Source organism: Bradyrhizobium vignae (assembly GCF_004114425.1).
In the GTDB taxonomy this organism is placed as follows: Bacteria; Pseudomonadota; Alphaproteobacteria; order Rhizobiales; family Xanthobacteraceae; genus Bradyrhizobium; species Bradyrhizobium vignae.
The window spans coordinates 1-13,962 of record NZ_RDQF01000004.1 but is presented as its reverse complement, the minus strand read 5'-3'; the positions used below and the strand labels follow the sequence as shown (position 1 = coordinate 13,962).

Genomic DNA, 13,962 nt, shown 5'->3' with positions numbered 1-13,962 from the left:
TTGCGGCCAGACGTCAACAAAAAGCCCCCGCAGTTGCCCGCGGGGGCTCTTCGCGCTGAATTGTTGCATCAGCGTGTCATTCGGAGGCGACGTCGCCGCTGATGATCTCGCCGAACAGTTCCCACCTCTCGCCCTTGAAGCGCATCATCTGGAGCTGCGCGATCGGAGCGAAATCGGTGGCGCTGGTGTTGATCTTGACGCCGGGCAGCAGGGTATCCGGCGCAAAGTCCTTCAGGCTCGCCGCCTGCTTCATGAGGTTGGTGCGGGTGAGGTCGTCACCGCACATTTCCAGCACCTTGGCCAGCGTCGACGCGGCGCCGTAGCCATAGACCATGCTGGTGTCGGACTTGTCGGCACCCGGCATGTACTTGTCGACGAACTCGTTCCACCTCTTCATGCCGGGATCGTTGACCCACTGCGGATCCGTCGAATCCTTGGCATAGGCCGCCGACAGCACGCCCTGCGCGCTCTCGAAGCCGGCCGGCTTCATCACGCTGCCGACCGAGATCGACACGTTGGTGAGGATCTGGAGCGGCTTCCAGCTGAGCTCGGCGGTCTTCTTGATGGTCTGGGCCGCGAACTTCGGCGTCGCATAGATCAGCAGCACGTCGGGATTGGCCGCCTTGATCTTGACGATGTGGCCGTCGATCGACGGCTCGGAGACCTCATAGCTCTCTTCCATGATGATCATGGAAGAGGCCTTGGCGCCGAGCCCGTCCTTGGTGCCCTTGAGGTAGTCTTTGCCGAAATCGTCGTTCTGATAGAGGATCGCGACCTTGGCATCGGGCTTCTCCTTCATCAGCCATTTCGCGTAGATGTGCGCTTCGCTCTGGTAGGAGGGCTGCCAGCCCATGGTCCAGGGGAAGTTCTTCGGATCGTTCCACTTGGTGGCGCCGGTGGCGACGAAGAGCTGCGGGATCTTCTTGGCGTTGAGGTATTTCTGGATCGCCGTGTTCGAGGGCGTGCCGAGCGGATTGAAGACGGTCAGCACCTCGTCGCTCTCGACCAGCTTGCGGACCTGCTCGACGGCTTTCGGCGGCGAATAGCCGTCGTCATAGGTCACGAAATTGATCTTGCGGCCGTTGATGCCGCCCTTGTCGTTGATCATCTTGAAATAGGCTTCTTCGGTCTTGCCGATGATGCCGTAGGCCGACGCCGGACCGCTGTACGGCATGATGTTGCCGATCTTGATCTCGGTATCGGACGCGCCGGTGTCGTATTTCTTTTGGGCGAGTGCAGCGCCGGAGGTGAGAGTGATGGCCGCCGTTGCCGTGACCAGCGCGGCGGATCGCAGTGTTCTTCCGAAAAGCAATTGGGTCTCCTTGGTTAACGACGGTCCTTGAGAGTTTTCAGTTCTTCCTGAGCTTGCCAGCGAGTTGCTGGCCCAGGATTGCGGCCTGTCTTGCGCCGTGCGGCACGAGGTAGATGACGAGGAACAACAGCACCCCGAACACCGCGCCGGAAAGGCCCTTGGAGATGCTTTCCGCCATGTTTGGCACGAAGATGATGAAGGCCGCGCCGACGAACGAGCCGGGCAGCCAGCCGACGCCGCCGACGACCATGCCGAGGAACAGCGAGATCGCAAGCGTGATGGTGTAGCTGTCGGGCGCGACGAATTGCACGGCGATGGCGCCAAGCGAGCCGGCAACGCCGGTGATGCCGGCGGACACTCCGAAAGCGAGCGTCTTGTAGAGCGCGACGTTGACACCCATCGAGGAGGCCGCGATCTCGTTGTCGCGGATCGCCATGAAGGCGCGGCCGGAGCGGGAGCGCAGCAGGTTCACCGAGAAGATGTAGATCGCGACGGTCACGACGAGCGTGAAGTAGTACAGCCACATGTCCTGCGACATCGGCAGGCCGAACGGTGCGTCCGGCTTGGTGACGACGAGGCCTTGCACGCCGCCGGTCCAGTGCTCGAGGAAGTTCAGTTTCAACAGCTGTGGCATCGCGGTGGCGAGTGCGAAGGTCGCGAGCGCGAGATAGACGCCCGACAGCCGCAGCGCCGGCTTGCCGAACAGGTAGCCGAATGCGAAGCAGACCGCGGCGGAAATCGGAATGGTCAGCGCGTAGTTGATGTTGGCGTGCTCCATCAGCACCGCCGAGGTATAGGCGCCGACGGCGTAGAACGCGCTCTGGCCGAGCGAGAACTGGCCGCTTCCGCCGGTCAGGATGTTCAGCGCCAGCACCGCGAGCCCGTAGATCAGGAGCATCGTCATCTGGAAGATGATGAAGTTCTTGACGAACACCGGCACGATCAGCAGCGCCGCCAGCACCAGCAGCGAGGTGCCGGTGCCCAGCGTCATGGCCCGCTTCGGAACCGCCTCGACAGCTTCGTGGCCTTCGGCGACGACTTCTTCTGCAGCGCTCATGATCAAACTCGCTTGACGATGTGCCGGCCGAACAGGCCAGCGGGTTTGACGACCAGGACGGAAATGATCAGCGCGAGCGCGATCGGAAGTTTCAGCTCGTTGCCGACCCCTGGGATGTAGGTGCCGGCGAGATTCTCGAAGACGCCGACCAGGAAGCCGCCGACCACGGCGCCGAACGGGCTCGACAATCCGCCGAGCACCGCCGCGGCGAAGCCGTAGATCAGGACGCCGCCCATCATGTTCGGCTCGAGGAACACGACGGGAGCGATCAGCATGCCGGCGATCGAGCCGATCGCGGTCGCCATGCCCCAGCCGAGCGCGATCATCCAGCTCGTGTTGATGCCGACGAGGCGGGCCGATTCAGGCACCGAGGCGGCGGCGCGCATGGCGAGGCCGATCCTGGTGTACTGGAAGAAGAAATAGAGGCCGAGCAGCAGCAGTACGGTGACGCCGATCATGCCGGCCTGGTGGGTGGAGATCAGCTGGCTGCCCAGGAACGGCGCGGAGCCGAACGGGGTCGGATATTGCTTGATGGTGAAGTCCCAGATCAGGCCGGCCGAGGAGTTGATGATCGCAAACAGGGCGATGAAGCCGGCGACGTTGGTCAGCACCGGTGCCTTGGCGAGCGGCTTGAACAGGATGCGCTCGATCGCGATGCCGGCGACAAAGGAAAATGCCAGCGTAATGATGAAGGCAGCCCAGTAGGACACGCCCCACTGCATCAACTGCCAGGAGATGAAGGTCGAGAACATCGCCATCTCGCCTTGCGCGAAATTGAGATGGTCGATCGCCTGGTAGATCATGACCACGGCGAGCGCCATGCAGGCATAGATCGCGCCGGTGGCGATGCCGGCCAGGACCTGGTTGGTGAAAAGCTCCATGGACCTCGGGCTCCCCTATAGCGCTGCGAGTTGGGATTGAGCGAGAACGGCGTCGGCGACGACACCTCTTCCCAGCGGGGAGAGGTCGGATTGCGAAGCAATCCGGGTGAGGGGGCGCCGCTCCAACGAGAGACCGTAACCCCTCACCCGATTTGCTTTCGCAAATCGACCTCTCCCTTCGGGAGAGGTGTAGCGAGCGCGCGGATAGATCGATTCCATCGATGCACCCACCTCAATAACCCAGATAGGATTTGCGGATTTCTTCGTTGTTCGCGATGTCCTTGGCCTTGCCCGACATCACGATGCGCCCGGTCTCGATCACATAGGCCTGATCGGCGAGCTCGAGCGCGAGCTGGGCGTTCTGCTCGACCACCAGGATCGACACCTTGTCCTCGCGGTTGATCTTGCCGAGGATGCCGAACAGATCGCGCACCACCAGCGGCGCGAGCCCGAAGGAGGGCTCGTCCAGCAGCATCAGGCGCGGCCGCAGCATCAGCGCCCGAGCGACCGCCAGCATCTGCTGCTCGCCGCCGGACAGCGTGCCGGCCTGCTGGGTGTGGCGCTGCTTCAAGACTGGGAAATGCGCATACATGCGCTCGATGTCGGAGACGATGCCGGCGCTGTCCTTGCGGGTGATCGCCCCGAGCTGGAGGTTCTCCTCCACGGTCATGTTGGTGAAGGTGCCGCGGCCCTGCGGCACATGGGCAATGCCGTACCGCACGATGTTCTCGGTCGAGCGGTTGTTCAGCGGCTTGCCGTCGAACTCGATCGCGCCGGTCGAGCGCACCATGTTGCAGATCGCGCGCAGCGTCGTGGTCTTGCCGGCGCCGTTGGCCCCGAGCAGCGTCGTCAGCGATCCCTCGTTGAGCGAGAAGGACAGGCCATGGAGCGCCTGGACCTGACCGTAATAGGCGCGCAGATCCTTGACGTTGAGCAGTGTCGTCATTGGTCTTTGCTCCCGAGATAGGCCTTGATGACGTGGGGGTCCGCCTGCACCTGGGCGGGGGTGCCTTCCGCGAGCTTCTTGCCGAAATTGAGCGCGACCACGTGGTCGGCGATCGACATCACGAGGCCCATGTGGTGCTCGACCAGCAGCACGGTCATGTGGCGCTCATCGCGGATGCGGCGGATGAGGTCGCCCAGCACATAGACCTCCTCATGATTGAGACCGCCCGCCGGCTCGTCGAGCAGCAGGATCTTCGGGTCGGCGGCCAGCGCACGCGCCAGCTCGACCCGCTTCTGCGTGCCGAAGGGCAGGCCTGACACCACGGTGTGGGCGACGTCCTCGAGATCGAGATAGGCGAGGATCTCGTGCACCTTCTTGTTGACCTCGGTCTCGCTGCGCCGGACCCAGGCCAGCCTTAAGGAGTCGCTGATGATGTCGCTGGAGGTCTTCGAATGCGCGCCGACGCGGACGTTGTCCATCACCGACAGATTCGGGAACAGCGCCACGTTCTGGAAGGTGCGGCCGATGCCGATCTCGGCGATCCGGTGCGGTGGCCGCGACAGGATGCTCACGCCTTCCATCAGAATGTCGCCGGACGACGGCTGGTAGAGCCGGCTGAGGCAGTTGAACAGCGTGGTCTTGCCGGCGCCGTTGGGCCCGATCAATCCGAGGATCTGGCCCTTGTGCATGTCGAAGGACACACCGTTGAGCGCAACGATGCCGCCGAACACGACGCTGACGTCGCGAACTGCGAGCAGGGGCGATGTCCCCCGCGCGAGCTGTGCCTGCGTCATCTCGTCTCGCTCACGTTCTTCAGTGAGCGATGGGGCGATGCGAACCGCTCCCGGTGACGACAAAGGCTATCTGAATCCCTCGGCCACACGCGCAACTTTTCCTCCTGATTTCAGCTTTTTGCTGATGTCTTTTTTGGAATGCGGCATCAGACCCCCGAGCGCCGCTTCGATGTTCCTTACCATCGCAAGCAGACGCGGTCCAATGTCGTTGATCAAACGCTCTTCCGTGAAACGGAATGCTGGCGCGCCGCAATTGAATGCGTAAGGTCCGGTTCCGTCGTTGAGCTTGAGCGCCACTCCGGCGGCGCCGATGTCGTCGTGCCAGTCTCCGACCGAAATGGCGAAGCCATACTTCGCTATGATCTCGCCGGACCGCTCCAAGCCGTCGCGCATCTTCGGCCAGCGGCTGCCGTAATGTTCGCGCAGAATGCGCGACACTTCAGCGCGACCCTCGTCGTCGAGGGCCCAGTAATAGGCGCGCCCCATCGCGGTAGTTGCAATCGGCACGCGCGAGCCGACGTCAAGTTGAACACCGACCGTCTCGCTGCCGCGACTTTGCCCGAAATAGATCATGCTGTGACGATCGCGGCCGCCGACGGCGACGGCGCCGCCGGTCGCGCGCATCACTTCCTCGCGGAACGGCTCGGACAAATGCCGAACGCCCAGATTGGCTAATGCCGCATAGCCGAGGGACATCGCTGCAGGGGCGAGCTGGTACTTCTCGAACCGGGGAACCGGCGTCAGATAACCGAGCTTGGTCAACGTGTAGGTCAGCCGCGACACGGTCGGCTTGGGCAGCTTGGTGCGGGCCGCAATCTCCTGATTGCCGAGCAGGCCGTCATTGGGTTGGAACGCGCGCAATACATCCAGTCCGCGGGAAAGCGCGACGACGAAATTCCGATCGGTCGCAGCCTTCTTTCCTGTACGCTTCATCCCTGATCTGCTTCTTGCGCGGAGTCGTTGACAACGTCCGTGCTTCAAAATAACCCTGCCGTCAAGATGCGGAATTAAATTCCGCACCGCGAAATCGAACAAAAGTAAATCCCCACCAAGGAGGGACACCGTGAGCGAAGTGGTCAAGCTTGAGCGTCATGACGAAGTCGGGATCGTCACGGTCAACAGTCCGCCGGTCAATGCGCTGAGTGCCGCAGTCCGCGGTGGTATCCTCGAGTGCATCAAGGCCGCAATCGCCGATCCCGCCATCAAGGGCATCGTGCTGACCTGCGCCGGCCGCACCTTCATCGCCGGTGCCGACATCACCGAGTTCGGCAAGCCGCCGAAGCCGCCCGCGCTCAACGACGTGCTGTCCGAGATCGAGAATTCGCCCAAGCCGGTCGTTGCGGCTATCCACGGCACTGCGCTCGGCGGCGGTCTCGAGGTCGCGCTCGCCTGCCATTTCCGCGTGGCGGTGAAAGAAGCCAAGCTCGGCCTGCCCGAGGTGAAGCTCGGCCTGTTGCCCGGCGCCGGCGGCACCCAGCGCCTGCCGCGCGCGGTCGGGCCCGAGCTCGCCGTCAAGATGATCGTCGGCGGCGACCCGATCGGTGCGGCGGAAGCGCTGAAGAACGGCTTGATCGAGGAGATCGTCGAAGGACCAGCGTCCGGCGGCGAAGCCTTCGTGCGCAAGCTCATCGCCGAGAAGCGTCCGTTGCGTCGGCTGCGCGACGACGATTCCAAGCTCGCGGCCGCCAAGGCCGACCGCTCGATCTTCACCAATGCGGTTGCCGCCATGACCAAGAAGTCGCGCGGCCTGGAGGCGCCGTTCGCGGCCGCCGACGCCGTCGGCTATGCCATCGACCTGCCCTTCGACGAAGGTCTGAAGAAGGAGCGCGAAGGCTTCCTCAAGCTCGTCGCCAGCGATCAGTCCAAGGCGCAGCGCTACGCGTTCTTCGCCGAGCGCGAAGCCAACAAGATCGCGGGCGTCCCTGAAGGCACCAAGCCGCGTCCGGTCAACCGTGTTGCCATTCTCGGCGCCGGCACCATGGGCGGCGGTATCGCGATGTCCTTTGCCAATGCCGGTATTCCGGTCACCCTGATCGAGACCGGCGAGGAGCAGCTCAAGCGCGGCATGGGCGTGATGCAGAAGAACTGGGAAGCGACCGCTGCGCGCGGCGGCATTCCGGCCGATGCGCCCGCCAAGCGCATGGCGCTGATCGACGGCAAGGTCGGCATCGAGAATGTCGGCGATGCCGATCTCGTCATCGAGGCCGTGTTCGAGACCATGGCAGTGAAAAAGGAGGTGTTCGGCAAGCTCGACCAGTACGCCAAGCCCGGCGCCGTGCTCGCCTCCAACACCTCGTACCTGAACATCGACGAGATCGCCAAGTCGACCAAGCGTCCGCAGGACGTGCTCGGCATGCACTTCTTCTCGCCGGCCAACGTCATGAAGCTGTGCGAGATCGTCCGCGCCGACAAGACCGCGCCGGATGCTCTCGTGACGGCCGTCACGATCGCGCGCAAGATCGCCAAGGTGCCGGCCGTTGTCGGCGTCTGCGATGGCTTCGTCGGCAACCGCATGCTGGCGCAGCGCGGCAAGCAGGCCGAGAAGCTCCTGTTCGAGGGCGCCCTGCCGCAGCAGGTCGACGCGGTCGTCACCAAGTTCGGCATGCCGATGGGACCGTTCGCGATGGGCGATCTCGCCGGCCTCGATATCGGCTGGCGCTCGCGGAAAGACCGCGGCATCAAGTCGGAGATCGCGGACGCGCTGTGCGAAGCCGGCCGCTTCGGCCAGAAGACCGGCAAGGGCTACTACAAGTACGAAGCCGGCTCCCGCGCGCCGCTGCCCGACCCGGAGGTCGAGAAGCTGATCGACGAGACGCTTCTCCGCCTCGGCCGCAAGAAGCGCGTCGTCAGCGACGAGGAGATCCTCGAGCGCATGATGTACCCGATGATCAACGAGGGCGCGAAGATCCTCGAAGAGGGCATCGCGGCGCGCCCCTCCGATATCGACGTGGTCTGGCTCTACGGCTACGGCTGGCCGATCTATCGCGGCGGCCCGATGTACTGGGCCGACACCGTCGGCCTCAAGCACATCGCCGACCGTCTCGCCTTCTATGCCAAAGAGACCAACGACCCCAGCCTCGAGCCCGCGCCGCTGCTGAAGAGGCTCGCGGCGGAGGGCAAGACGTTCGCCTCGCTCGCGGCGGCGTCGAAGGCGGCGTGATGGCCGCTGCTGCCCCTGCCCGAAGGGCGAACTATGGTGCGCAGCTGCGCACCTGAGAATCCCGAGATTCCGGGTTCGGCTCTTCGAGCCGCCCGGAATGACGGTCTGCGTGGTTTAGAGAAGCAATGATCCATCCCGGCGAACAGTTTTATCCCGAGGGCGTGCGGTGGGACGACACCATCGTCCAGGGCACGCTGCCCGACCTCTTGTCGAAAGCCGCCGCCGATTACGGCCCGCGCACTGCGATCGAGTTTCGCGACCGGCCCATGACCTACACCGAGCTTGCCGCGATGGTGGATCGCGCCGCCGCGGCGTTCTTGCGGGCCGGCTGCGGCAAGGGCACGTCGGTGGCGTTGTTCCTCGGCAACACGCCCGACCACCCCATCAATTTCTTCGGCGCGCTGAAGGCAGGCAGCCGCGTCGCGCATCTGTCGCCGCTCGACGGTGAGATCGCGCTGACCCACAAGGTCTCCGACTCCGGCTCGCGCGTGCTCGTGACCTCGAATCTCCAGGCGCTGCTGCCGACCGCGCTGAAATTTTTGGAGAAGGGTCTGATCGATCGCCTCGTCGTCTGCGAGGACGATCATTGGGGCAAGGTCGGCACGCCGCAGGCGGCGATTCCCGATGATCCCCGCATCGTCACCTTCAAGACCTTTGTCGAGGGCGCGACCGCACCGGCCCAGTGGCCGTCCGTGACGGCCGACGACGTGGCGCTGCTGCAATATACCGGCGGCACCACCGGCCTGCCCAAGGGCGCGATGCTGACCCACGGCAATCTCACCGCGGCGGTGTCGATCTACGACGTCTGGGGCAAGCCAGCGCGCGCCGCCCGCGGCGACGTGATCGAGCGCGTGATCTGCGTGCTGCCGCTGTTCCACATCTACGCGCTCACCGTCGTGCTCTTGTCCTCGCTTCGCCGCGGCAACCTGATCTCGCTGCATCAGCGCTTCGACGTCGAGGCCGTGATGCGCGATATCGAGGTGAAACGCGCGACTTATTTTCCGGGCGTGCCGACGATGTGGATCGCGATCGCCGCGCTCCCCGATCTCGACAAGCGCGACTTCTCCTCGCTTGTCACCATCGGCTCCGGCGGCGCGCCGCTGCCGGTGGAGATCGCGAGCTTCTTCGAGCGCAAGATCGGCAAGAAGCTGCGCAGCGGCTGGGGCATGACCGAGACCTGCTCGCCCGGCACCGGCCACCCGCCCGCCGGCCCGGACAAGCCCGGCTCGATCGGCCTGATGCTGCCCGGCATCGAGCTCGACGTCGTCGCGCTCGACGATCCCAAACGCGTGCTGCCGCCGGGCGAAGTCGGCGAGATCCGCATCAAGGGCCCGAACGTCACCAAGGGCTACTGGAACAAGCCGGAGGGATCCGCTGAGGCCTTCGTCGACGGCCGCTTCCTCACCGGCGACATCGGCTATGTCGACACCGACGGCTATTTCTTCCTGGTCGATCGCAAGAAGGACATGATCATCTCCGGCGGCTTCAACGTCTATCCGCAGATGATCGAGCAGGCGATCTACACCATTCCGGGCGTGCACGAGGTGATCGTGCTCGGCATTCCCGACCAGTATCGCGGCGAGGCCGCGAAGGCCTTCATCAAGCTCAAGCCGGACGCAAAGCCGTTCTCGCTGGACGAATTGCGCGCGCAGCTCGCCGGCAAGCTCGGCAAGCACGAACTGCCGGCCGCGGTCGAGTTCGTCGACGATCTGCCGCGCACGCCGGTCGGAAAATTGTCGCGCCACGAATTGCGCCAGCAGCAGAAACCGTCACAATCCACCAAAACCGCATCAGGAGGTCGTTCTTGACCGACGCCGTCATCGTTTCCACTGCCCGCACCCCGATCGGCAAGGCCTATCGCGGCGCGCTCAACGCCACCGAGGGCGCAACCCTGCTCGGCCACGCCATCGGCGAAGCGGTCGCGCGCGCAAAAGTCGACCCGAAGGAGATCGAGGACGTCGTGATGGGCGCAGCCCTCCAGCAGGGCGCGACCGGCGGCAACATCGCGCGCAAGGCGCTGCTCCGCGCCGGTCTGCCCGTCACCGTCGCCGGCACCACCATCGACCGGCAATGCGCCTCGGGCCTGCAGGCCATCGCGCTCGCCGCGCGTTCGGTGATCTTCGACGGCGTCGAGATCGCGGTCGGCGGCGGTGGCGAGTCGATCTCGCTCGTGCAGAACGACAAGATGAACGGCTTCCACGCCCAGGATCCGGCGCTGCTCAAGATCAAGGGCGAGGTCTACATGCCCATGATCGACACCGCTGAGGTCGTCGCCAAGCGCTACGGCATCTCGCGCGAACGCCAGGACGAATATTCGCTGGAGAGCCAGCGCCGCACCGCTGCGGCCCAGCAGGGCGGCAAGTTCAAGGAGGAGATCGCGCCGATCACGACGCAGATGGCGGTCACCGACAAGGCAACCGGCGCCGTGTCGATGAAGGAGGTCACGCTGTCGCAGGACGAAGGCCCGCGCCCCGAGACCACGATCGAGGGCCTCGCCGGTCTCAAGCCGGTGCGCGGCGAGGGCTTCACCATCACCGCCGGCAATGCCAGCCAGCTCTCCGACGGCGCCAGCGCCTCCGTCATCATGAGCGACAAGGAAGCCGCCAAGCGCGGCCTTGCGCCGCTCGGCATCTTCCGCGGTTTCGTCTCCGCCGGTTGCGAGCCGGACGAGATGGGCATCGGCCCGGTCTTCGCCGTGCCGCGCCTTTTGAAGCGCCACGGTCTCACCGTCGACGACATCGGCCTCTGGGAGCTCAACGAAGCCTTCGCGGTGCAGGTGCTGTATTGCCGCGACAAGCTCGGCATCGATCCCGACAAGATCAACGTCAATGGCGGCGCGATCTCGGTCGGCCATCCCTACGGCATGTCGGGCGCGCGCCTCACCGGCCACGCTTTGATCGAAGGCCGCCGCCGCAAGGCCAAATATGCGGTCGTCACCATGTGCGTCGGTGGCGGCATGGGCGCTGCCGGGCTGTTCGAGGTGCTGCAGTAACGGGCCCCGTCGTTCCCGGGCATTCGCGGCACGCGAATGAACCCGGAACCTCGAGCCAAAATTTCGAGATTTGCGGGTTCGCGCTTCGCGCGCCCGGAATGACGAATAGGGAATAACGTTCACAGGAGGATCCGATGGATCTCGCATTCACGAAAGAAGAGCAGGCGTTTCGCGAGGAAGTGCGGCAGTTCTTCCGCGACAACGTGCCGCCGGATACGCGGCGCAAGCTGGTCGAGGGCCGGCATCTCACCAAGGACGAGATGGTGACGTGGTGGCGCATCCTCAACAAGAAAGGCTGGGGCGTCAGCCACTGGCCCAAGGAATATGGCGGCACCGGGTGGACCGCCGTGCAGCACTACATCTTCAACGAGGAGCTTCAGGCGCATCCCGCGCCGCAGCCGCTCGCCTTCGGCGTCAGCATGGTCGGCCCCGTCATCTACACCTTCGGCAACGAGGAGCAGAAGAAGAAGTATCTGCCGCGCATCGCCAATGTCGACGACTGGTGGTGCCAGGGCTTTTCGGAGCCCGGCTCCGGCTCCGACCTCGCTTCGCTGAAGACGAAAGCCGAGCGCAAGGGCGACAAGTGGATCATCAACGGCCAGAAGACCTGGACCACGCTGGCCCAGCACGCCGACATGATCTTCTGCCTCTGCCGCACCGACCCCTCCGCGAAGAAGCAGATGGGCATCTCCTTCATCGTGTTCTCGATGAAGTCGAAGGGCGTCACCGTGCGTCCGATCCAGACTATCGACGGCGGCCATGAGGTCAACGAGGTGTTCTTCGACGACGTGGAAGTCCCGATCGAGAACCTGATCGGCGAGGAGAACAAGGGCTGGGACTACGCCAAGTTCCTGCTCGGCAACGAGCGCACCGGCATCGCGCGGGTCGGCGTCTCCAAGGAGCGCATCCGCCGCATCAAGGATCTCGCCTCCAAGGTCGAATCCGGCGGCAAGCCGATCATCCAGGACCCGGCCTTCCGCGAGAAGCTGTCGGCCTGCGAGATCGAGCTGAAGGCGCTCGAGCTGACGCAGCTGCGCGTCGTCGCCGACGAAGGCAAGCACGGCAAGGGCAAGCCCAATCCGGCCTCGTCCGTGCTGAAGATCAAGGGCTCCGAGATCCAGCAGACCACCACCGAGCTCTTGATGGAAGTAATCGGCCCGTTCGCCGCGCCTTACGACGTGCACGGCGACGACGGCTCGAACGAAGCCATGGACTGGACCGCCCAGATCGCGCCGAGCTACTTCAACAATCGCAAGGTCTCGATCTACGGCGGCTCCAACGAGATCCAGCGCAACATCATCGCCAAGGCGGTGCTGGGGCTGTGATTGCAACTCGTCGCCATGCACTCGACGTCATGGCCGGGCTTGACCCGGCCATCCACGCCTAGCGGCACGGAGAAACGTGGATGCCCGGCACAAGGCCGGGCATGACGACATCAGATACCGGGAGAGTAGAGAAACATGGATTTTGATTTGAACGAGGAGCAGCGGCTTCTCAAGGAAAGCATCGACGGCCTCTTGACCGATTCCTACGATTTCGAGAGCCGCAAGAAGTACATGGCGGAGAAGGGCGGCTGGAGCAAGACCGTCTGGCTCAAGCTCGCCGAGCAGGGCCTGCTCGGCCTGCCCTTCAGCGAGGCCGACGGCGGCTTTGGCGGCGGCGGCGTCGAGACCATGATCGTGATGGAGGCGCTCGGCAAGGCGCTGGTGCTGGAGCCGTATCTCGCCACGGTCGTGATCGGCGGCGGCTTCCTGCGCCATGCCGGCACCGATGCGCAGAGGGCCGCGCACGTGCCCGGGATCATCGACGGCAGCAAGACGCTGGCCTTCGCGCAGCTCGAGAAGAACTCGCGCTACGATCTGTTCGACGTCACCACGACCGCGAAGAAGAAGGGCGATGGCTGGATCATCGACGGCGAAAAATTCGTCGTGCTCAATGGCGAGAATGCCGACACGCTTGTCGTCACCGCCCGCACCAGGGGTGACCGCCGCGACAAGACCGGCATCGGCGTGTTCCTGGTCCCGGCGAATGCCAAGGGCGTCGCCAGGAAGGGCTATCCGACGCAGGACGGCCTGCACGCCGCCGACATCACCTTCACCGGTGTCGAGGTCGGCCCGGATGCCGTGCTCGGCAACCCCGAGGATTCGCTCGCACTGATCGAGCGCGTGGTCGATGACGCCCGCGTCGCACTCTGTGCCGAGGCGGTCGGCCTGATGGATGAATCGCTCAAGACCACCGTCGAGTACATCAAGACCAGAAAACAGTTCGGCGTCGCGATCGGCTCGTTCCAGTCGCTCCAGCACCGCGCCTCCGACATGTTCGTCGCCGCCGAGCAGGCACGCTCGATGTCGATGTTCGCGACCATGGCGAACGATTTCGAGAACGCCAAGGAGCGGTCCAACGCGATCGCCGCGGCCAAGGTGCAGATCGGCAAGTCCGCCAAATTCGTCGGCCAGCAGTCGATCCAGCTCCACGGCGGCATCGGCATGACCATGGAGGCGAAGATCGGCCACTACTTCAAGCGCCTCACCATGATCGAGAACACGTTCGGCGACACCGACTACCACCAGCGCCGCGTCGCGGACGCGGGCGGGTTGATCTGAGTATCACCACCGTCACGTCACTGCGAGCGAAGCGAAGCAATCCAGGATCTTTCCGTTGAGGCAGTCTGGATTGCTCACATGGGGATTTGGTGTGTCAAGGCGGTTTGTTCAGCTCTTTGTTCGATTGCAGGCCAGCTCTTCGTCCCGACCGTGGAGCACGTAGGATGGCGCGCGCAGATCGAGTCAAGGTCGGCCCGTAGGGCCGTCGCGAAGCGAC

General features: G+C 64.3%; 11 protein-coding genes. 5 read left to right on the top strand and 6 right to left on the bottom strand.

All coding sequences use genetic code 11. The features are described from left to right. Positions 1-76 precede the first annotated feature (76 nt). From EAV90_RS04310 to EAV90_RS04285, 6 genes are all read right to left on the bottom strand, one after another. Entirely contained in the window at positions 77-1,312 is a 1,236-nt protein-coding gene (locus EAV90_RS04310; protein ID WP_164936772.1) for an ABC transporter substrate-binding protein, read from the bottom strand. Between the two features lie 37 nt (positions 1,313-1,349). Beyond that, positions 1,350-2,369, bottom strand: coding sequence for a branched-chain amino acid ABC transporter permease (locus EAV90_RS04305; protein WP_122405792.1), 1,020 nt, complete (start codon positions 2,367-2,369; stop codon positions 1,350-1,352). Positions 2,370-2,371: 2 nt separating this feature from the next. Next, positions 2,372-3,250 (bottom strand): branched-chain amino acid ABC transporter permease, encoded by an 879-nt coding sequence (locus EAV90_RS04300; RefSeq protein ID WP_122405791.1) that lies wholly within the window; start codon positions 3,248-3,250, stop codon positions 2,372-2,374. Positions 3,251-3,482: 232 nt separating this feature from the next. Then, positions 3,483-4,196 carry an ABC transporter ATP-binding protein gene (locus EAV90_RS04295; protein WP_122405790.1) on the bottom strand — a complete coding sequence of 238 codons (714 nt, stop codon included), beginning with the start codon at positions 4,194-4,196 and terminating at the stop codon, positions 3,483-3,485. Next, positions 4,193-4,990, bottom strand: a complete 798-nt coding sequence (locus EAV90_RS04290) for an ABC transporter ATP-binding protein (protein ID WP_122405789.1) — start codon at positions 4,988-4,990, stop codon at positions 4,193-4,195. Before EAV90_RS04290 ends, EAV90_RS04295 begins: the two co-directional genes overlap by 4 nt. A gap of 66 nt (positions 4,991-5,056) precedes the next feature. After that, complete coding sequence (locus EAV90_RS04285) at positions 5,057-5,923, bottom strand: IclR family transcriptional regulator (RefSeq protein ID WP_162500653.1); 867 nt, start codon at positions 5,921-5,923, stop codon at positions 5,057-5,059. Positions 5,924-6,053: 130 nt separating this feature from the next. On the opposite strand from EAV90_RS04285, the gene EAV90_RS04280 reads away from it, so the two are divergent. The 5 genes from EAV90_RS04280 (at position 6,054) to pimD (ending at position 13,745) form a co-directional block, all read left to right on the top strand. Further along, positions 6,054-8,150, top strand: coding sequence for a 3-hydroxyacyl-CoA dehydrogenase NAD-binding domain-containing protein (locus EAV90_RS04280; RefSeq protein ID WP_129142678.1), 2,097 nt, complete (start codon positions 6,054-6,056; stop codon positions 8,148-8,150). A 125-nt stretch (positions 8,151-8,275) separates the two neighbouring features. Then, positions 8,276-9,958: a dicarboxylate--CoA ligase PimA gene (pimA, locus tag EAV90_RS04275; RefSeq protein ID WP_129142677.1), complete on the top strand. Its 1,683-nt coding sequence runs from the start codon at positions 8,276-8,278 to the stop codon at positions 9,956-9,958. Then, positions 9,955-11,142, top strand: a complete 1,188-nt coding sequence (locus tag EAV90_RS04270) for an acetyl-CoA C-acyltransferase (protein WP_129142676.1) — start codon at positions 9,955-9,957, stop codon at positions 11,140-11,142. Before pimA ends, EAV90_RS04270 begins: the two co-directional genes overlap by 4 nt. Before the next feature lie 134 nt (positions 11,143-11,276). Next, positions 11,277-12,467 (top strand): pimeloyl-CoA dehydrogenase large subunit, encoded by a 1,191-nt coding sequence (gene pimC, locus EAV90_RS04265; RefSeq protein ID WP_122405785.1) that lies wholly within the window; start codon positions 11,277-11,279, stop codon positions 12,465-12,467. A 135-nt stretch (positions 12,468-12,602) separates the two neighbouring features. Further along, positions 12,603-13,745, top strand: a complete 1,143-nt coding sequence (gene pimD / locus EAV90_RS04260; protein WP_122405784.1) for a pimeloyl-CoA dehydrogenase small subunit — start codon at positions 12,603-12,605, stop codon at positions 13,743-13,745. Positions 13,746-13,962: the final 217 nt, after the last annotated feature.